At 61.0% G+C, this 19754-nt stretch carries 14 protein-coding genes; all 14 read right to left on the reverse strand.

Features of this window, described 5'->3' with window-relative positions:
* Positions 1 to 78 precede the first annotated feature (78 nt).
* The 14 genes from DESLA_RS21915 to DESLA_RS0114665 all read right to left on the reverse strand — a co-directional run bounded on the left by DESLA_RS21915 (position 79) and on the right by DESLA_RS0114665 (position 19740).
* Positions 79 to 3603, reverse strand: a complete 3525-nt coding sequence (locus DESLA_RS21915; RefSeq protein ID WP_051434717.1) for a PAS domain S-box protein — start codon at positions 3601 to 3603, stop codon at positions 79 to 81.
* A gap of 242 nt (positions 3604 to 3845) precedes the next feature.
* The gene (gene cysK, locus DESLA_RS0114605) at positions 3846 to 4802 is read right to left on the reverse strand and encodes a cysteine synthase A (protein ID WP_028573038.1); all 957 of its coding nucleotides are present in this window, start codon (positions 4800 to 4802) and stop codon (positions 3846 to 3848) included.
* A 201-nt stretch (positions 4803 to 5003) separates the two neighbouring features.
* Positions 5004 to 6293, reverse strand: coding sequence for an O-acetylhomoserine aminocarboxypropyltransferase/cysteine synthase family protein (locus DESLA_RS0114610; protein ID WP_028573039.1), 1290 nt, complete (start codon positions 6291 to 6293; stop codon positions 5004 to 5006).
* Positions 6294 to 6349: 56 nt separating this feature from the next.
* A complete protein-coding gene (locus DESLA_RS20715) occupies positions 6350 to 6793 on the reverse strand; it encodes an RrF2 family transcriptional regulator (RefSeq protein ID WP_035261900.1) in 444 nt (147 codons plus the stop codon).
* A 24-nt stretch (positions 6794 to 6817) separates the two neighbouring features.
* Positions 6818 to 7450: an AAA family ATPase gene (locus DESLA_RS0114620; protein WP_028573040.1), complete on the reverse strand. Its 633-nt coding sequence runs from the start codon at positions 7448 to 7450 to the stop codon at positions 6818 to 6820.
* Entirely contained in the window at positions 7447 to 10848 is a 3402-nt protein-coding gene (locus DESLA_RS21920) for a hybrid sensor histidine kinase/response regulator (protein ID WP_051434718.1), read from the reverse strand. Before DESLA_RS21920 ends, DESLA_RS0114620 begins: the two co-directional genes overlap by 4 nt.
* A gap of 34 nt (positions 10849 to 10882) precedes the next feature.
* Positions 10883 to 11734, reverse strand: coding sequence for a phosphate/phosphite/phosphonate ABC transporter substrate-binding protein (locus tag DESLA_RS0114630; protein ID WP_028573041.1), 852 nt, complete (start codon positions 11732 to 11734; stop codon positions 10883 to 10885).
* A gap of 21 nt (positions 11735 to 11755) precedes the next feature.
* Positions 11756 to 11896: a GGDEF domain-containing protein gene (locus DESLA_RS22555; protein WP_211239062.1), complete on the reverse strand. Its 141-nt coding sequence runs from the start codon at positions 11894 to 11896 to the stop codon at positions 11756 to 11758.
* 2 nt (positions 11897 to 11898) lie between these two features.
* On the reverse strand, positions 11899 to 13098 hold the full coding sequence (alr, locus tag DESLA_RS20725) for an alanine racemase (RefSeq protein ID WP_084032229.1): 1200 nt from the start codon (positions 13096 to 13098) through the stop codon (positions 11899 to 11901).
* A 56-nt stretch (positions 13099 to 13154) separates the two neighbouring features.
* Positions 13155 to 13694: a hypothetical protein gene (locus DESLA_RS0114645; RefSeq protein WP_028573042.1), complete on the reverse strand. Its 540-nt coding sequence runs from the start codon at positions 13692 to 13694 to the stop codon at positions 13155 to 13157.
* An 81-nt stretch (positions 13695 to 13775) separates the two neighbouring features.
* On the reverse strand, positions 13776 to 14147 hold the full coding sequence (locus DESLA_RS0114650; protein WP_028573043.1) for a hypothetical protein: 372 nt from the start codon (positions 14145 to 14147) through the stop codon (positions 13776 to 13778).
* A 517-nt stretch (positions 14148 to 14664) separates the two neighbouring features.
* Positions 14665 to 17055, reverse strand: a complete 2391-nt coding sequence (locus tag DESLA_RS0114655) for an SLC13 family permease (RefSeq protein WP_028573044.1) — start codon at positions 17053 to 17055, stop codon at positions 14665 to 14667.
* A gap of 27 nt (positions 17056 to 17082) precedes the next feature.
* A complete protein-coding gene (locus DESLA_RS20730) occupies positions 17083 to 18045 on the reverse strand; it encodes a pseudouridine synthase (protein ID WP_051434719.1) in 963 nt (320 codons plus the stop codon).
* 12 nt (positions 18046 to 18057) lie between these two features.
* Positions 18058 to 19740 (reverse strand): FG-GAP repeat domain-containing protein, encoded by a 1683-nt coding sequence (locus DESLA_RS0114665; RefSeq protein ID WP_028573045.1) that lies wholly within the window; start codon positions 19738 to 19740, stop codon positions 18058 to 18060.
* Positions 19741 to 19754 lie beyond the last annotated feature (14 nt).

Consider the following 19754-nt stretch of genomic DNA (forward strand, 5'->3'; position numbering starts at 1 on the left):
TGAAGGAAACGGTGTTTATGCAAGAAGCAAGAAAATGTCAATGGGCTTTGTGGATCTGGTTTGAAAAAATGAAGCCGCTCAACTTCGCGGGAGCGTGAAGAAAAAGATCGAGCCAAGGCCTGGAGCGCTTTTCGCCCAAATTCGACCGCCATGTCGCTCCACGAATTCCTTGCACAGGATCAGTCCCAGGCCGCTGCCGGTTTCTCCCTCCGTTCCCGGGCTGCTCGTTTTTCGGGCTAAAGCGAAGATGTTGTTCAAGGTTTCCTGATCCATGCCCACACCGGAATCTTGAACAACGACGGTGGACTCTTGATTCATTTCCTCCGCGAGGACGTCCACCTTTCCCCCGCGCACCGTGAACTTGAGGGCGTTGGAGAGCAGGTTGCGGATCACCGTGTTGAGCATGGCCCGGTCCGCGAAAACGACCAATTCCGAGGCCACCATGTTATTCATGGCGACCTGCTTTTGGATGGCCGCCGGACGAAGAAGCCCCATGTTGTTGGCGATCACTTCGCGCAATACGCACGGGACCGGCTCGAATGCCGTCAACCCGCGCTGCATCCGCGACCAGTCCAGTAAATTCTCCAACAACGCGAAAAGATCGCCCACGGTCTTACCCATGATTTTCGCGATCTTCCACAGCTCTTTCGGGGACAGACCACCATCCTCCTCGACCACCATCCTGGCCAATCCCAAGAGCCCGGACATGGGGGAACGCAGGTCATGGGCGATGATGGAGAGAAATTTGTCCTTATCCGCCAGGAGCGTTTTCAATTCTTCACGGTGTTCTTCCAGAGCCTGCTCGGTCAGCTTGCGATGGGTGATGTCCTCCCGGATCAACACGCCTCCCGCCACCTTGCCTTCCGTGATGATGGGCTCCCCGCGAATACTTGCCCAACCGGAATGTCCTCCCATGAATTCCGGAAAAAAAACTTCTTTGAGTTCGATGCTTTCTCCCCTGAGGATTCTGGTCACTTCTTCGCCGACTCCAGCCTTCACCAATCCCGGCAATTCATGGATGAGTTTGCCTATAAAAAAGCTTTTTTCCAGTTTTTCCCGGGCAAACACCTTCATGTGCCAGTCGTTGACAAAGGTTACGCGGCCTTGGTGATCAAAACGCATGATGGAGATAGGGCACTTTTCGGCAAGAGTCTTGAATTCTTTGTGGCCTTCCCGCGAGGCCTGCTCGGCCAGCTTGCGCTGGGTGACGTCGGTCATGGTTATGATGGAACAGCCGTCAGCGAGGCGATTTACTCGAAATTCGACATGTTTGGCTACGCCGTTCGCGCAGGTCACCGGATAGTCCCGGATTGTCTTGGCGGCTTCCAGTGGCGACTGTTTCCAGTACTCCAGGGCCTCTTTTCGCCGTCTTTCGTCTGGATAGGCCAGGGGAAACCAGTCCTCAAGCGTGCGAATGCAGCCGGGTGGGTACCCTGTCATTTCGTGAAATCCGTTGTTGCTCTTCAGGAGGTTGCCCGCCCGATCCCAGACGACGATTCCCAGGGGAATGTTCTCGAACAACCCCTCCAGCAGAGAATACTGACTGGCGATGGTCGCTTCAGAGGCGTTGCGCATGATCGCCGCGCCGATGGCCGTGGCAATGATGCGTAAAGCGTTCTCTTCCGCGGAGGTCCAGGTCCTGGGCTGGCGCACGGCGTCGAAGCCGAGAAATCCCCAGAAAAAGCCGTCAACGCGAATTGGGACCGCAAGCAGACTTTGGATTTCCTGGGACTCGAGAAGAGCTCGCTCCATTTCCGGGAAACTTCGGACCAACCCTTTGATACACCTTCCGGTTTTCATTTCCCTGAGCCAACGAGGAAAAACTTCGTCATATGGGGCGTTTTGGAGTTCCGGATTGTCGATCTGAGGGGATATGCCGGGCATGACCCATTCGAAGATCTGCTTGGTCCTCATCCGTCCGGTCCCTGCTTCTTCCTGGTTTCTGAAGATGTAAACCCGGTCCGAATCGGTGATCCGCCCTAACCTTGCCAGAATGTCGGAGATCACCTGTTCCTGGTCCGTCTCCCGCAGCAGGCTCACCGTGGCTTCGGCTCCCAGTTCCAACAGCTTGTCACGTTTTTGAAGTGATTCGTTTGCGAGCTTCAATTCCGTAACGTCCATCATCATGATCAGGGTCCCGTTGAACTTCTTCTTGGAGTCAATGAATGGAGAGGCGGAATGGAAGGTCCAAATTGCGCGACCATTTTTATGGATCAAGCGGATGAGGTAACGAACAGTACTCCCGGCGCGGTTTTTGGCGGATTGGGTATGCACAATATCCAAGTCTTCCGGATGCACATATGCAAGTGCGAAGGTATCCAGCACCTCCTCGGAAGTGTAACCAAACAATGTCTCAATATTCTTGTTGGCGAAGGTGATCCGCTGCTCCGCGTCCACCATGACGATGCCTTCGTTGGCCGTTTCCAAGACCTGACGATGCAGACGCTCGCGCTGTTCGAGACGTTCATGGATCTCCATGAAAGAGCTCAGGTCGTGGATCGTGACCACCACGCCGGCGACGTCTCCGTTCCTCCGGCAAGGGGTGTAAATAACGTGAACGTATTTGCGGCTGCCGTCCCGGTAGGTTCGCCACTCGTGAAAGGAGCACTGCTCTTCACCGGTAAGCGCTTTTTCGACTCTGGGCCGCATAACCCTCTCAAAGTCCTCCCGGCCCCAATAGTCGATCAGGAACTCAGTCCATTGCCTGCCCTCGACTTCATCGGCCGACACCCCCATCAGGGCTTCATATTGCCTGTTGACCGCGACGATCGCGCCGTCGGCGTCGACAAACGCCTGGGCGTCGTGGGAGCTGTCCACCATTTGCTCGAAGATGCGCAGGCCTTTTTCGGCTTGTTTGCGCTGTTCGGCCTCCAGCTTGTACTTTTCTGCCGCTTCGGCGAGTGCCTGGTTTTTTTGGACCACGTACGCTTCCAGTTCCTCCTGGCGAAGCGTGACGGCCTGGTTCAGGGTCATGCAGTCCGTGACGTCCTGAATGATCAGTTGCATTGTCGCTGGGTTATGCGGACTCGTTCGAAACGTGTCCGGATTGAGCATTAGCTTGCGGTCTCGGCCATGTTTGGTCGTGATGTCGACCTGCATGCCGGAATCCGGCCGTCCCTGAGCCGCCATCTCTAAAAAACGAGCCGCGGAGTCCTGTTGGGACGGGTGGACATGCCGGAGGAAGCGTTTGGTCGACGGCTTGACGGAATAAGGCGCGTATCCCAGCAAAACGTACAAAGACTCGGACCAGTACGGTTTCAGGTCCGGCCCTCCCAAAAACCAGGTCGCTAAAAGGGCCATGAAGCAAAACCGGCCATTCGACGGCATCAAGGGCGTATTTTCCGGACAAGGTGACGATTTTTCCCGGACGGTCGGAACCGGATCAAAATACAGGAAGAAGTTCAAGGGCGGAGTGTTCAGCACCCGGGCCAAGTCCCGGATCAGCGAGAAGGAAGGCGAGGCCTCGCCCCGTTCGATCCGACCGACGTGCTTCACACTCAACCCGACCCGGACCGCCAATTCGGCCTGGGTCATGCCCTTGAGCGTGCGCAAGTATTTGAGCCGGCTGCCAAATGACCGTGAAAGTGTTTCGGCTTTGTTCATAATGTTTTAGGGTGCTGGTGATCCTTTTCAGAGTTTGGACAGTTTGTAACAAAGAGAGAACGTGCGTAAAACAACCTGGGATGTCCTTTTTGGGATGATTTTGGCCGGAATCTCGCGCCCGGCGCGTCAACATACGCCGCCGGATGGACCGAGGCGGGCGACAAAAAAACGCCGGAAGATCGAAAAAACGATCTCCCGGCGCTGGATGCGAGGGTTGTTTTCTGTTGTTCAGCGAAAAGTACTCAACCTACACCCTCAAACAACACGGTGGACAGGTAGCGCTCTCCGGCATCGGGCAGGATGACCACCATGGTTTTGCCTTCGAATTCCGGCTGGGTGGACAGGCGGGCCGCGGCGGCCGCGGCGGCGCCGCAGGAGATGCCGCAGAGCAGACCCTCTTCCAGGGCCAGGCGGCGGGCGAACTCCACGGCCTCCATGCTTTCCACCGCTTCGACCCTGTCCACCACGGACAGGTCCAGGGTCTTGGGGATGAAGCCCGCGCCGATGCCCTGGATCTTGTGCGGGCCGGGTTTGAGTTCCTCTCCGGCCAGGGTTTGGGAGATCACCTGGCTTTCCCTGGGTTCCACGGCCACGGACAGAATCTGCCTGCCCTTCTGGTGCTTGATGAACCGGGAGATGCCGCTGATGGTCCCGCCGGTGCCCACGCCGGAGATCAGCACGTCGATCTCCCCGTCGGTGTCGTTCCAGATCTCCGGGCCGGTGGTGACCTCGTGAATGGCCGGATTGGCCGGGTTCATGAACTGCTGCGGCAGAAACCAACGCTTGGGGTCTTCCGCGGCCAGGGCTTCGGCCCGGGCCACGGCCCCCTTCATGCCTTCCGGCCCCGGGGTCAGGATCAGCCTCGCGCCGAACGCGGCCAGGACCCGCCGCCGCTCCACGCTCATGGTCTCGGGCATGGTCAGGGTCAGCTTGTAGCCCTTGGCCGCGCACACGTAGGCCAGGGCGATGCCGGTGTTGCCGCTGGTGGGTTCGATGATCTCCGTGTCCGGTCCCAGCAGACCACGCTTTTCCGCGTCCCAGATCATGGACGCGCCGATGCGGCATTTCACCGAATAGGCCGGGTTGCGGCCCTCGACTTTGGCCAGAACCTTGACCTTCTTGTTGGGGATGATCCGTTGCAGCCGGACCAGAGGCGTATTGCCGATGGACAGGGAATTGTCGTCATAAATGCGGGCCATAAGGATTCTCCGGTGGTGACGAAGCAGGTGAAAGATATGGGTGGGCTGCTGGCTGGGTGTCGGAAAGTCATTCTTCGGCAGTCCGTTCAAAAAAAACAGTTGCAAGGAGCTAAAAGGCTCAAGCTCGAAGCGTATTTCTTCATACGTGAGAGTTTGAACTTTTTTTGGCGACAAGGCAATTGGGAGTTTTTCAACGGACTGCTAGCCGACGGCCTTGCGCAGGGCTTGGTCCATATCGGCCTTGAGGTCGTCCACGTGTTCCAGGCCCACGGACAAGCGGATATAGTCTTGGGTCACGCCGGTGGCGGCCTGCTCCTCGGCGGTCAATTGCTGGTGCGTGGTGGAGGCCGGATGGATGACCAGGGTCTTGGCGTCGCCGATGTTGGCCAGGTGCGAGAGCAACTGGACCGAATCGATGAATCGCGTCGCGGCCTGTGTGCCGCCCTTGATTCCGAAGCCGAGAATGCCGCCGAAGCCCTTCTTGAGATATCTGCCGGCCATGGCGTGGTTCGGGCTGTCCGGCAGGCCGGGGTAATTGACCCAGGCCACGGAGGGATGGGCGGCGAGCCAGCGGGCCATTTCCAGGGCGTTTTGAGAGTGACGCGCCTGGCGCAGGGTCAGGGTTTCCAGGCCGATCAGGAATTGGTGGGCGTTGAAAGGGCTCAGCGCCGCCCCGGTGTCCCGCAGCCAACTGACCCGGGCCTTGAGGATGAAGGCCACGTTGCCCATGCCCGGGACGTCGCCCAGGGCGTCCCAGTAGACCAGCCCGTGATAGCCCGGATCCGGCTCGGTGAATTCCGGAAACTTGCCGTTGTTCCAGGCGAACTTGCCGGAATCCACGATCACCCCGCCGATGGAGGTCCCGTGGCCGCCGATGTACTTGGTGGCCGAGGACACGACGATGTCCGCGCCGTGGTCAAAAGGCCGGAACAGGCCGACGCCCACGGTGTTGTCCACGATCAGCGGGATTTCGGCGTCGTGAGCCACCTGGGCCAGGGCCTCGAAATCCGGTACGTTCAGCTTGGGATTGCCGATGGTCTCGATGTACAGGGCCCGGGTTTTGTCGGTGATGGCCGCGCGAAACGCCTCCACGTCGTCGGCGTCCACGAAGCGCACGGTCCGGCCCAGTTTGGGCATGGTGTGGTGAAAGAGCTGGTACGTGCCGCCGTAGAGGTTGTCGCCAGCCACGATCTCGTCGCCGACCTGGGTGATGGTCAGCAGGGCGTAGGTGATGGCCGCCATGCCCGAGGCCGTGGCCAGGGCTCCGGTGCCGCCCTCGATGGCAGCGATGCGCTTCTCGAAGACGTCTGTGGTGGGGTTCATGATCCGGGTGTAGATGTTGCCGAACTCCTTGAGCGCGAAAAGATTCGCGGCATGGGCGCTGTCCCGGAACACGTAGGAAGTGGTTTGGTAGATGGGCACGGCCCGAGCCCCGGTGGTCGGGTCCGGTACTTGCCCGGCGTGTAGGGCGATGGTTTCCAGTCCGTTCATGACGATGCTCCCGTGGGGTTGATGGTGACGCGGCCTCCTTCCTCTCTTTGGCGGGCTCAGATGCTGTAATCCGGTCCCTGGGCGGTTCGCCGCTTCCTTTCCCGCTCCAGAATCTGTTCCAGGGAGATCCCTTGCATCAGATCCCCCAGTCCTTGGCTGATTTCATCCCAGACATCGCGGACTTCGCAGTGCTCGTGGCGTGGACACGTTTCGGGCCGGGTCAGGCACCCCACCAAAGCGCAGTCTCCCTCAATGGCCGTGTACACGTCCCGGATCGTCACATCGCCGGGCTCGCGGGCCAGCCGGAACCCGCCGTCCTTGCCCCGTTCCGCAGTGATCAAACCCGCGGACTTCAACGGCGCCACCACCTGCCAGAGGTACTTCTGGGAAATGCCCTGCCGCCGCGACGCCTCGCGCAGGGTGACCACGCCCTGGTCGCCGTGCTCGGCCACGTCCAGCAGAAAGCGCAGCCCGTACCGAATTTTCGTGGGTATCTTCATGGAGTCGGCTTAATGTCTATGAATTCAGTAGACATAGTTGGCGAAAGAAACGGCGTCAAGTCCCGGTTTGAAGTTGGTGGCAACATCAGCAAGAGGTGGAGCGCGCTCTACCTTTTCTCCACCTCTTCCCACGCAAACCCGGCAATGTTCCGCTCCTCGGGCTCGAATTCCACGCCGATCAGGTAGACCGTTGTCCAGGATCGGCTTGTCGTACTCGTCCACCAGAATCACTACCTGTCGACCAAATGTGTCGTGCAGGGTCTTGATCAAGTCGGCAAACCGGGTTCGCAGGTCCGTGTAAACCGAGGTGATCGCGTAGGCCTTGGCATGCTCATCCAGGATATAGGAAAACGCCCCTTGGAGCTCATCCAGGCTGCGCGTCACCCCGGAGCCGAAGCTGACATGAACCACCGGATGGACGGTCTCCCAGTCCCAATTGTGTTCCAGATACAGCCCCTGGAACAGCTCCTTCTTGCCCTGAAACGCGGCCTTGATGGTGCTGAGCAAGAGGCTTTTTCCGAAACGTCGGGGCCGGGAGAGGAAGTAGTATTTCCCCTCATCGCGAAGTCCGGCGACAAACGAAGTTTTATCGACATACGCGAAGTTCTCTCGAATCATATTCTCGAACGTCTGGATGCCGATGGGCAGTTTTTTCATGGGAGTCGCCTCCTGAATGGTGATGATGTCACATTCGAATCGCGGTCCAGTGACCCGTTCGACGCGGTCGCGGAGGCCGTGCCGGACAGTTCGGGAAGTGGATCGCCGGACGACTCTGCAAGGCGCTTGACCGCGTCCAGGGCGGTGTTCAGTTCGGCCTCCATCCGGCTCAACAACTGGTCCAGGTCGACGGTTTGGTCGGCCCGCAGGGCCATTTCCACGGCCTTGGACGCTTCCGACAGGTCGCGGGCCTCCAGCGTCGCGGCCACGCCTTTCAGGGAATGGGCCAATATCCGGGCATCGGCGGTGTCTCCTTCCTTGATCAGCCCACGCAATCGGGCCATGGCGCCCTCGTACTCCTTCCCGAAAGAGAGCAGCAGTTTGCGCAGCAGGGCCGTTTTGCCGTTGCAGCGCGCCAAAGCTCTGGGAATATCGAAGGGCGGCAGGGAGAGGGGAAGGGAGGGCTGGGGGGGGAAGGCTGAGGGTTGAAGGGGAGGATTCGCGATCATTCCGCCATTCATTTCCTGACTGTCGACCTCTGACTCCTGACTCCTGGCCTCTAACCCCCGACTTCCACCTTTCGCGGGTATCCAGTGCAACAAGGCCTGCCTGAGCACTTCCGGCTCCACAGGCTTGGTCAGGTGGTCGTCCATGCCGGCGTCCAGGCTTTTTCGGCGGTCGTCGACCATGGCATGGGCGGTCATGGCGATGATCGGCGTTCGCCGATCATGGTTCACGGTTCCGGGTTCACGGTTCACGGTTGGGGCCCGGGTAGCGCCGGAATATGTTGCATTTGGCGCGACTCCGTCGGGCGCACCGCGGTGCGCCCCTACACCAATACCGTCAACCGCTGAACCGTTGAACCGTGAACCGTGAACCTCTTCATGAACCTCGAATGCGCGAATGCGCTTCGTCGCTTCCAGCCCGTCCACCAACGGCATTTGAATGTCCATCAGGATCAGGTCGTACTGTTCCGATGTCGCCCGGCGCAAGCCTTCTTGGCCGTTGACCGCGATGTCCACGGACAGGCCCAGGTCGGTCAACAGTTCCACGAGCAAGTCCCGGTTCAGCGCATTGTCCTCCACCACCAGCACGCGCCGACCGGATAGGCGGGAGGCGTCGGCGATTTCATGCGCTGAGCGGGTTTCGGAGGGTGGCGTGTGATTTTGCTCGATGGCGGCGGGGTCGGCGAGATCGAGGCGGACCGTGAAGGAGAAGGTGCTGCCCTTGCCTGGTTCGCTTTCCGCCCGGATGGTCCCGCCCATCATTTCCACGAACTGCTTGCTGATGGGCAAGCCCAGGCCGGTGCCGCCGAACTTGCGCGTCGTGGAGGTGTCCGCCTGCCAGAAAGGCTGGAAAAGACTGGGCAGCTTCTCCGGTTCGATGCCGACGCCCGTGTCCTGGATGGTGAAAAGCAGCTCAACGCTTTCGGGCTTGCCGTTTCGTCGTGAACCGTGAACGTCGTCCTTACGAATCTGTTCCACGTGCACCCGCACCCCGCCTCGCAGCGTGAACTTGACGGCATTGATGGTCAAGTTGGTCAGCACCTGGCCGAGGCGCAGGGGGTCGCCGACAAAGAGGTCCGGTGTGTTCGGGTCAACGGTGACGTCCAGGGTGATCTGCTTTTCCCGAGACGCGAATCCGACCATGGACACCATGTTGTTCAAAACGTCCCGTAAGCGAAAGGGCGTGTGCTCCAGTGTTATTTTGCCGGCCTCGATCTTGGAAAAGTCCAGGATATCGTTGATAATGCCCAGCAAGGATTTGGCCGCGAAATCGATCTTGGCCATGTAGTCCTTTTGCTTGGGCGTCAGTTCCGTGAGGAGGGCCAGATGGGACATGCCGATGATCGCGTTCATGGGCGTGCGGATTTCGTGGCTCATATTGGCCAGGAAGTCGCTTTTTGCCCGGCTGGCCGCCTCGGCCTGGCGGGCCAGCAGTTCAGCGTTTTCGGCCGCCCTACGGAGATCGTCGTTCAAGTGTCTGAGCTGTTCTTCGGCCAAACGGCGATCCGTAACGTCCATGATGAAGCCTTCCAGAAACAGCAGTTCGCCATCGTTGGAAAAGACGCCCCGGCCCCGTTCCCAGATCCAGCGCTTGCCTCCATCCGCGCGGATGATGGGGAACTCTTCCTCAAAGACATCCCGGTTGGTGAGAATCGGTTGCCATTTGTGCCAGATTTGCTCGCGCAGCTCCGGCACGATCAGCTGGTTGAACACGACGCGACCGGAGAGAAAGTCCTCGGGGTGGTGCCCGGTGATCTGAAAGCATCCGGCGCTGACGTGGAGCATGGCCCAGTTCGGGTCGTTGCGACACCGGTAGACGAATCCGGGTAGGTTGTCGGTCATGCTTTGCAGGGAACGTTCTTTTTCCCGCAGGGCCTCCATGGCCTCGGTTAGTTCACAGGTATAACGTTCGTTTTTTGCGGTCCCTTCGGCGATTTGATCCAGGAGTCGAAGCAGGGCCCGAGCGATCCGACCCGCTCCGTGATCGGGGTCCCGTCCCAAGACTCGCAGATTGGTCCGGAACGCTCCGGCGTCTTCGGGGCGTTCGGCATGGCCGAGCATGGCATCCACGACCAGGGAATAGGGGCGCATGTAGCGGCGTAGAAAGAAGATCAAGCCCAGCAGGAGAATCGTACCGGTCAACAGCGGTCCGATGAACATCTGCCGTTTGAGCTGAGCCAGGCTTAGGTCCGCCGTGTCTTCGCTCAGGTACATGGTCATCCGGGACGGACTGCGGGGATCGCCGAGCTGGTCTCGCCAGATATAGCGCTGATGGCGGATGTCCCCCGGCTGCGGAGCGGACGCGATGAGTTGGTCGCCTTCCCGGAATTCCAGGGTGATGTTTGGGTGATCCGTAAACGTCCGGAGCAGTTCCGGGGTGATGTGGATGACCATCAGGACCGCGCCCAGGGAGATGTCGTCGTACTTGTCGATTCTTTGCCCGGAAACCCAGCTCAGCTTCCCGTCCACGATGTCGGTATTGCGGTATTGGCCCTCTTGCAGGGTCCGCCGGATCGCTTTCAGTTCGGAGCGGTCGTCCCCGAAACGAAACTCGTCCGGGGCCCTTGCCAGGACCGTTCCGACGGTATCCGTGACCACGACCATGTCGCTTCGCCCTCGAAGCTGGTTGCTCCATTCGAAAAGCATGTGGTTGTCCGACGTCTCCACGGCATGGGCGACGTCGGCGGAAGAGGCCAGCACCGTGGCCGAAAAGTCGGCTTCCTGAATCAGGCTGTTTACGGAGTGTTGGACGGCCAGGGCCTGCAGATCGGCCCGGTCCTCCAGAGCTTGGTCGTGGAGCAGCGCGGACTGGCGAATGAACAGCGTATTCACCCCCAGCAAGAGGCTGAAGGGGACCAGTACCAACAGCATGATCTTCACGCTCAGGGCCATGCGCCGCTTCTCCTGGTCAGCTCGAGGGTAGGGGCTAACGGAGGGCTTCGCGGAAGCCGTCGTACAGGGAATCGTCCAGCACGGAAAAACCGGCCGCGGGCCAGCCGACCATCTCTTTCATGGCCGTATTGAAGGGATGGTCCAGTGGCATGGCGTCCAGGGCTTCTTGGTACATGGCCGCCCGCTCCGGGTTGATGTGGCCCGGTGAAACGATGGCGTCCAGAGGGATGGGGTCGGATTTGAGCAGGACCCGGAAGATGTCTCCGTGGGTCTGAACCGCGCTGTGGTAGGTTCCGTCGGAAACCGCGCCCAGGTCGATGGAGCCGGCCACCAGGGCCTCGATGATCCGGTCGTGGCGTTTGAGGAAAAAGACGTTGCGGAAGTACGTCTCCGGCTCAATGCCCAGGTTGCGGAGCATCATGGCCGGGTAGGCGTAGCCGGAGGTGGACCCCGTGTCCGTGAAACCCATTCTTTTGTCCTGGGCCTGGGATAATTCCGTGATCGCGCTCTCTTTCAAGGTGATAATGTAGGAGTGGTAGTAGGGGATGACCTCCCCGGCGTCCTGGTTGAATTCCATGTAGGTGGCGATATATTGCAGGGCGGGCAGCCGCTCTTTGAGTTTGAGGTAGTTGACCGGGTTGAGCCAGGCGATATCCACGGAGCGGTCCTCCAGGCGCAGGACCATTTCATTGTAGTCACGGGTGATGGTCGGGGTGATGGTTTCCCCGGTCCGATCGCTGAGGTACTCGGCCAGGATGCGCATGGGCGGAAGCAGTTTCTGGGGGTCGGTCATGGGGTAGACGGCGAGGCGCAACTCCCCGGCCGCCGTGGAGACGGTGAACGGGAAAACCATGATGGCCAGGCAAATCAGAAAAATGCGTCGCATGCTCGATGTCCTCCGTGTCCCTCAGCACGTTGATTTCGCGAAATCATCCATCCCCAGGGCAAGGCAGACCCGGTTTCGACCCTGGGATTTCTCCCGGTAAAGCTGTTCGTCGGCCCGGGCCACGAACTTATCCGGCGTGGTGGTCTGGTCGCAGCGAGTCATGATCATCCCCAGGCTGATGGTGACGTATCCGATCGAGCATGATCGAGGTCTCCTTGACTCGCCTCGGACGAGGCGACGTATTCCCGCGGATTCATTCCCAGCATGCAGAAGACTTCATACGGAATTGTCCCCCACCAGGAGGACAGTTCTTCCGGCGTAATCGCGTCACCTTCGTCCGGGCCCAGCAGCACGGCCATGTCTCCGGGCGCGACGCCGGGAACGTGGGACACGTCTACGGCGGTCATCTGCATGCACACCCGGCCGAGGACTTTGACCCGTTGACCGCGCAGCAGCATCCAGCCCTTGTTCGACAATCCCCGTGAATAGGCGTCCGCGTACCCGGCGGCGACCACGGCCACGGTCTTGTCCCGGTCCGCGACAAAGGTCCGTCCGTAGGAGATGGACGCCCCCTTGGCCAGGGGATGCACGGCCAGCACCGGAGCCTGGACGCGCATGGCCGGGCGCAGATCTCGGCCCAGATATTCCAATTCAGTGCCGTGGAATGGGTTGGCCCCGTAAAGGGCGATGCCCGGTCGCTGCCGGTCCCAGGCCAGTTCAGGATAGGCCAGGAGCCCCGCGGAATTGGTCAGGGAGCAGCGTGGGAGTATTCCAGCGGTCGTGAGGCCGGACTGGAGACGGGCCTGGACGATCAGGTACCGGGTCGCCTGTTCCCGGACGAATTCCGCCTGGTCGGGGTCGTCCGCAGTGGCCAGGTGGCTGAACAGCCACCGAGGTTCCACATCGCGGCAGTGGGCCAGGGTCTCCAGGACCATGTCCACCTCCGCATGGTTAAAGCCCAGCCTGGCCATACCCGTGTCGAACTTCAGGGCCACCGCGGCCCGGCGCTTTGTCGCGTCGGCGGCGGTCTGGAGCCACGTCAACTGGTCGTGTCGCGCGGCTACCGGCACGATATCGCGTTGCACCGCCTCGCGGGCCTCTTCGGAGGACTGGGGACCCAGCAGGGCGAACACGGTCCCCCGGACCTCCGGGCGCAATCGGGTCGCCTCGGCCACCGTACCCACGGCGAAACAGTCCGCCCCGCTCTCCGCCAAGGCTTTGGCAACGGGGATCAATCCGTGACCGTAGGCATCGGATTTGATCACGGCGATCAGCCCGGTCCCCCGGGAGCGCAACAGCCGAAAATTATCCTGGATTGCGCCAAGGTCCACGGTGACCCGGAGCAGGTTGGAGTCAATGGGCATGATGCGAGCGTCCTGTTCGGTCAATTGCCGTTCGATTTCGCGGTAATGATTTCAAACTACAGCACGTCTTCAATGGCCAGTTCCGCCACGTCCACGTCCACGGCCAGCCAAACCAGTTCGAGGTCCCTGGCGAAGAAATAGTGAGCCTGCCCCTGGCCCAAGGCCATGTAGAAAACGACGTCGTTTTTGACGCGGGGCATCAGGTGAGAAAAGCCGTGGCCTTCCTTGGCCATGATCTCGGCCATCTCTTCCATGTCCGTCACGACCCGTCGAGGATCGTCGTACAGGGAAACGTAATACGTGGCCGAACCCGGAGGCCCTTTGTATTCGGCAATGTAGTTGGCTTGGGTGGCCACGTCCCCGTGATGCATCCGGTTGATGATCGCGGCGGCGCGCCGGCCGTCGATCAGCTCGACCAACTCCATTCCGGCGATGGTTCGAGGGATGAATTCAGGGATGGAAGAAGACGCTTGGTCCGCTGTTTGATCCGCCGCCGCCGGGATCGGCATGTAGACGGTGATCAGGGCGAGCAGGATGATAACGGCGGGGGTCGGGTGCAGGGTAATCTTCGGAGAAGAAGATGCATGGAGCCGCATAACGACGTTCCTTGATAGCTGGTGGGTTGATCGAACGTAACGCGGGGAGACCCGTGCGATCCGGGCCTCTCCGCGTTGATTTCAATTTTTGACCGTCACGTCCACGACGTTTTGGCGGGCGATGCTGATTTCTTGGCCTCCTTCCTGCTTCACGAAGACGTGCATGAAGCCCATGACTTCATACGCTCCATCCTCCAGGGCGGAGGTGTCCCATCGGACCGGAAAATACGTGTCCTGGTCCTCGGACTCTCCGATCTTCACCCAGGTGCTTTCGCCTTTCTTCCGGTAATACCAGGGGTTGGTAATCCTGTTAACCGGGCCCTTGATGTTAAGTTTCGCCAATTGCTTGGCCAGTAATTCCCTGTCCAGATCCTCACGCAGCAGAATCGTGCCGGAGTAGACCTGAGACACCTCGGTGGGCACGATGAAGAGTGGTCCCCAGTTGTACGACATGACGCGCCTCCTTTTTTCGATGCTGATTTCTCGGTGCTCTCTCGACGTTTTGAACTGATCGATCACGGATCGGTCGGTTACCTGGAAAACCGTGTATACACTTTCCCGTTATCCAACTCCATCAAGCAAAGCAACCGACTACAGCCGAACATGGGAGATTTGTTCTCGATTCTCACACGCTATTAGGATCGGTATCGAAATCGTGATCGAAATCGAAATCGAAATGAACGTCATATCCTACGAGGTGCTGTAATTACAGTAATGCGCAGTATTTGTAACTACTCAGTACATTTAGAGCCCGCTCTTGCTCCGGCAATCGGTATCGGGGTCGGCGCTTCGCTATCGGAATCGGAATCGAAACAGGAAGAATTTAGAACGCATCCCAGCGTTTTCGATCCCGATCCCGATTCCGATTCCGACCCCGGCAACAGAATTTCTCTGTGCTGAGTAGTTACCAGTATTTTTCGACTTCGATACCGATTTCGATAAGAACGGGTTTGCCCGACTACAGCCGAATCTATGCCGGAAAGAAAACCGGCAGCAGCCAGACGCAGACCAGCATGGAGATGATGGTCAGGGGAACGCCCAGTTTCAGGTAGTCCACGAAGCGGTAGCCGCCGGGACTCATTACCAGCAGGTGGGCCGGATGGGACAGCGGGCTGGCGTAGCTGGAGGAGGCGGACATGGCTACGGTCATCATCAGCAATTGGGGCGAGATGGCCAGGGTTTCGGCGGTAGTCAGGGCCACCGGGGCCATCAGGACCACCAGGGCAGCGGTGGGGATGACCTGGGTGCCGAGCACCGTGGCCAGGAACAGGGCCGCGACCACCCAGCGGGGGCCGAGGTCTCCGACCACGGCGAGCAGAGCCTCGGCACCCATCTGGGCCGCGCCGGTGTTTTCCACGGCCACGCCCAGGGGGAGCATGCAGGCTATCAAGAAGACGACCTTCCACTCAATGGCTCGGTAGGCCTCGTCCATGCTGATGCATTTGAGGAGGACCATCAGGGTCGAGCCCACCAGGGCGGCGATGGCAATGGGCAACAGGCCGAAGATGGCGCTGAGCACCACGCTGAGCATGATCGTCGCGGCGATGGGGGCCTTTTCCAGACGCGGGGCCTGGGCCGCGGACTGGTCGAGCACGAGAAAGTCGGGATTGCGGGCAATGGCTTCCAGGCTGCGCCGGGGGCCGTGGACCAGCAGGGCGTCCCCGAACTGAAGGGGCAGGTCCTGCAGTCCGGTCCGATGGGCCCGCCCCTTGCGCCAGACGGCCAGGACGCTGACCCCGTACTGATCCCGAAACATCAAATCGGCCAGGGTCTTTCCGGCCAGGGAGGTCCGCGGTGAAAGCAGGACTTCGGTCACGGCCACCTGTTGAGATTCCAGCTCGGCCAGCAGCTCGCTGTCCTGCTCGGCGATGGTCAGTTCCTGCAAGCCTTGCAGCAGCTCCAGGTCCCGTTCCGTGCCCTGTAACACGAGCAGGTCGCCGGGGCGGACGATTTCACTGGCCGCGGGCATGCAGACCATGGCGTCGTCCCGCAGGATGCTGACCACGGTCAGGCCGAAGGCGTTGCCCAACCGGCTGTCCATCAGATCCCGTCCGGCCAGTACCGAGCCCTCCGGCACCCGCACGGCCAGAAAGTGGACCTTGCCGCCCGGAAGCACGCTCCGAAGTTCGCCCGAACTTTCATTGGAAGCTTCCCTCAAATTTCGCAAGGGGCCGGTCTGAATCGGGATCGGGTCCGTGATAATCCCGTTTTGAACCAGCTTGTCCAGAGGCTCCCGCTCCCCTTGGAGCAGGAGGCGGTCTCCCGGAGTGAAGCGGTGATACTGCGGATGCCTGAGGGTCCGACCCTCGACCGTGCGGACGCGCAGCACCTGGACCAGATGCTCCCGCCGCAGGCCGCTTTGGGCCAGGGTTGTTCCGACCAGAGGGGACTGCTCGCCGACATGGCCTTCGACAATGGCCGTGCGCTCGCAAAACAGGGCGTCCAGATGCCCAAGCGGTTCCACCCGCAGGTGCTGGTCGCCGTGGAAGCGTTGGAGCTGTTCCGGTTGCCCATGTACGATGACGGTGTCTCCGGCCTCGAGCACGTCCGTGGCCCTGGGGGCCAGCATCAACATGCCCTTGCGTTGCAGGGCCACCACGGTCAGGTACAGGGCCGAGCCGATCCGGCTTTCGGCCAAGGTGCGGCCGTCCAGGGGGGAGTCGGCCGGGATGGTGATGGAGAAAACATGGGAGTCCATCTCGTAGGAAGCCCCGGAAGACCGTCCCCGCTGTCCCGTCGCGGACGGTCCGGGCTTGTGGGTCGGCAGCATCCGGCGGCCGATGAGCACCACGAAGATGATCCCGGCCGCGACGATGGCCGCGGTGATGGGCGTGAAGTCCAGCAGGGCGAAGGGCGCGTAACCGGCGTTGCGCAGGGCGTCCGTGGCCAGGATGTTGGGCGGGGTGGAAATCCCGGTGAACGGCCCGCCCAGCAGGCAGCCCAGGGCCAGGGGCATTAACAGCCTTGACGGAGGGCGACCGCTGCGCCGGGCCAGTTCCATGGTCGCGGGCAACAAAATCGCGGCCACGGTGACCGTGTTGATCAGGGCGGAAAGCAGGCTTGCGGCCACCATCAGGGCGATGATCAAAACGGCCTCGCTGCCTTTGGCGAAGTGTTGCAGCGGCTTGCCCAGTTGATGGGCCACTCCGGTGCGGGTCAGCCCGGCGGACAGAATGAACATGGCCCAAACCGTGACCACGGCCGGACTGCTGAAGCCGGCCAGAGCGTCTTGCGGGGAGACGAGACCGGTCAGGGCCAGGGCGGACAGCACCAGCAGTCCCACCAGGTCCACCCGCAGCCATCCAGCGATGAACACCACCAGGGCCGCCGCGATGATCGTCGTCAGAAGAAAGATATCCATGGCGTACCGTGATCCTTGAAGAGTATTTCAGAGAGCGGAAATGTCGTTGTTCGGGCGGTTTTCAGCCAAGTCGCGGGTCGCCTCGGACAGCGCCTCCACGGAGAGTTCGGACGGCAACGCCCAAGGGGGAGGCCAGTTCGGGAGCAGATGAAATTCCTGACCGGGCCAGACGATATGCCAGGCATGGAGCAGCATGCCGCCGGGGCGGGGCGGGCCGCCGTATTTGACGTCTCCGATCAGAGGATGACCGCGGGTGGCCAGTTGCACCCGGATCTGGTGGGTGCGCCCGGTCAGCGGCGCGACCAGGACCAGGGCGGCGTCCTGAGACTGGAAGAGGGTTCGGACCAGGGTCCGGGAAGGTTTGCCCGCGCCGACGCGCATTTTTTCACCAAGGCCCGTGCGGACCTTGGCCGTCTCGTCCCGCAACAGCGCGGGCTCGCGCCAAGAGGGGCGTCCCTGGACCCAGGCCAGGTAGGTTTTGCGAACCTTTTCGGAACGCCACAGGTCTTGCAGGGCTTGGAGCCGGGCGTAGGTCTTGGCCACGACCAGCAGGCCGGAAGTGTCCCGGTCCAGGCGGTGAGCCAGGGCGGGCTTCCAGGGGTGATCCGCGAAACGAGCGGCTAGGCGGCCCGCGACGCCGTCCTGGTGGCCGGTCCCGGCGTGGACCGGGAGACCTTTGGGTTTGGCCAGGACGAGCAGGTCGTGGTCTTCATGCACCACGTCAAGAAGGCGGTCTTCGGGGCTGTCGAGAACCGGAGCGGGGGAAGGTCCTGGTTCCGGCAGGTCGTGGGGCGGAACGCGGACGCGGTGGTTTGCTTCAAGACGGGTCCCGGGCTTGGCCCGGGACCCGTTCACCCGAACCTGGCCGGTACGGATCCAACGCTGCAAGGCCGAAGCCGGGACCGCGCCGACCAGGCGGCGCTGGAGGAACTGAAGCAGCTTCTGCCCGGCCTCGGGTTCGCTCACCGTCCAGACTTGGACTCCCGGCACGGCTATCCGGTACTATTCCAGACCGATGTCCAGAGTGGTCCCGGCATCCGGCACGGTGTCCAGGTCCAGGGCGTAGGTCAGCAACACGGTGCGGCGTTGGGTGAACCCGGTCACTCCGGGGTGGGTGTTCACCAGGACGAAAAGTTCGGTGCGTCCGTCGTTCATCACGTCCGCCAGGCCGTAATCCACCACCGTGCCGCGAATGCGCCGGGTCTTCCAGTTGATGTTCAGGTTGATGCCGTCCCAGAACAGGGAGTGGATTTCTCCCTGGGGGAAATACCGGTAGCGGGCGAAGAACTGGGCCGAAAGAGAGATGTTCCTGTTGACCAGCAGGTTCCAGGGCGAGTTTCGGTCCAAACGAAACGGGACCAAGCGCGAGGGAATGTAGTAGTAGTCCCGCATCTCCTCGTCCTTGAGCTGGCCGAGGCCCGGCATGGAGTCGTCCGTCACCAGACCGAGGGCCGAGCCTGCATAGGACTCTTCGGTGACCGACTGGAAGCTGTTGGTGGCCGAAAAGATTCGCAGTTTGTCGCGATGGTCGGCGATGACGATCTTGAAGTCGTTGTCCTGGGGCAGAAAGGTGAAATTAAAGACGTTGGCCTCCTTTGGCAGGTTCAGAGGCGTGCCCGGTTCCAGACGCCCGTCCATACGCAACACCTCGTGCACGCTGGAGTCGAAGAGCCGATTGCGACCCTGGCGCTGTCCGATCAGGACGTGACGGTAGTCCGGGGGATGGCGCACCACGTTCATGTACAGGGGGATGCGGTCTTCAAGGAGCGTGAAGCGACCGTCGACGAAGCTGAGGATGAACGAGCGCGGAGCTTCTTCGAGAATCGCCGAGACGATGATTTCCTGAGAACCGTCCCGGTTGATGTCCAACAGGTTGATGTTCAGGCACTGAATCCGGGTTGGGGCGGCGTATTCAGCCAGGGGCATCAGCCTGTTGTCCACCACGTGGTAGGCCAGGACTTTGTTGTCCGTGAGGAGGAATATCTCGTTTTTGCCGTTGCCGTCGGCGTCGCCGACCGCCATGCCCAGGGAGGCGAAGGGCAGGGCCTGGCTGCGCCAGCGGCCTGGCGCATCCGCTGAGCCGGCGTACAGGATTTCCGGATTCAGGTGGTAGGGATTCCGTTCCGGGCCGTATTCGTTGTAGATCAGGTCCGGATGGCTCGGCCCGGCGGCCTGGGTTGGTTGGCCCGCCTGGGGCTGGGCGGCCTGCTCCTGGCGTCTGCCGAAGACCTGGGCGTTGATCTCCCGGGCCACGCCTTCCAGCGCGGGAATCAGGTCGTTGAGAGGAACCTGGGCGGAGTAGGGAAAGTCATTGCCCTGGACGTCCAGGACATGAGCGTCCAGACTGGCTTGGTCGCCGAGAATCGTCACGCTGCCGAAGATCAGATAGTCCGTGCCCAAGGCGTCAAGCGCCGTTTGGGCTTCTTCCTGGGAAGCCGGGGTCGTGGGAACGACCTGGGTGATGACGGGCCTGTCCACGTCTTCAAAGCGTTCGGCCCACTTGAGCCGTGAGGTGAGCATGGTCTGCACGCCCTGCCCCAGGTAGGCATACTGGTCCGGGCCGTGCACGGTGAAGGGCAGCACGGCGAAGCGCTTCAGCGCGTCCTCGGCCAGGACCGCCTTGGGCGGCGTCGCGCAGGTGAACAAAACAACGGCCATCAGCAAAAAACGAAAGAAATGACGCATGGAGGTCTCCTTGA

This window comes from Desulfonatronum lacustre DSM 10312, from assembly GCF_000519265.1.
In the GTDB taxonomy this organism is placed as follows: domain Bacteria; phylum Desulfobacterota; class Desulfovibrionia; order Desulfovibrionales; family Desulfonatronaceae; genus Desulfonatronum; species Desulfonatronum lacustre.

Excerpts from the sequence above, each read along its gene's own strand:
- DESLA_RS0114655 (WP_028573044.1), bottom strand. The coding sequence starts at position 17,055 with ATGGATATCTTTCTTCTGACGACGATCATCGCGGCGGCCCTGGTGGTG.
- DESLA_RS0114645 (WP_028573042.1), bottom strand. The coding sequence starts at position 13,694 with ATGCGGCTCCATGCATCTTCTTCTCCGAAGATTACCCTGCACCCGACC.
- alr (WP_084032229.1), bottom strand. The coding sequence starts at position 13,098 with ATGCCCATTGACTCCAACCTGCTCCGGGTCACCGTGGACCTTGGCGCA.
- DESLA_RS22555 (WP_211239062.1), bottom strand. The coding sequence starts at position 11,896 with ATGACTCGCTGCGACCAGACCACCACGCCGGATAAGTTCGTGGCCCGG.
- DESLA_RS21920 (WP_051434718.1), bottom strand. The coding sequence starts at position 10,848 with ATGGCCCTGAGCGTGAAGATCATGCTGTTGGTACTGGTCCCCTTCAGC.
- DESLA_RS21915 (WP_051434717.1), bottom strand. The coding sequence starts at position 3,603 with ATGAACAAAGCCGAAACACTTTCACGGTCATTTGGCAGCCGGCTCAAA.
- DESLA_RS0114650 (WP_028573043.1), bottom strand. The coding sequence starts at position 14,147 with ATGTCGTACAACTGGGGACCACTCTTCATCGTGCCCACCGAGGTGTCT.
- DESLA_RS0114620 (WP_028573040.1), bottom strand. The coding sequence starts at position 7,450 with ATGAAAAAACTGCCCATCGGCATCCAGACGTTCGAGAATATGATTCGA.
- DESLA_RS0114630 (WP_028573041.1), bottom strand. The coding sequence starts at position 11,734 with ATGCGACGCATTTTTCTGATTTGCCTGGCCATCATGGTTTTCCCGTTC.
- cysK (WP_028573038.1), bottom strand. The coding sequence starts at position 4,802 with ATGGCCCGCATTTATGACGACAATTCCCTGTCCATCGGCAATACGCCT.
- DESLA_RS20715 (WP_035261900.1), bottom strand. The coding sequence starts at position 6,793 with ATGAAGATACCCACGAAAATTCGGTACGGGCTGCGCTTTCTGCTGGAC.
- DESLA_RS0114610 (WP_028573039.1), bottom strand. The coding sequence starts at position 6,293 with ATGAACGGACTGGAAACCATCGCCCTACACGCCGGGCAAGTACCGGAC.
- DESLA_RS0114665 (WP_028573045.1), bottom strand. The coding sequence starts at position 19,740 with ATGCGTCATTTCTTTCGTTTTTTGCTGATGGCCGTTGTTTTGTTCACC.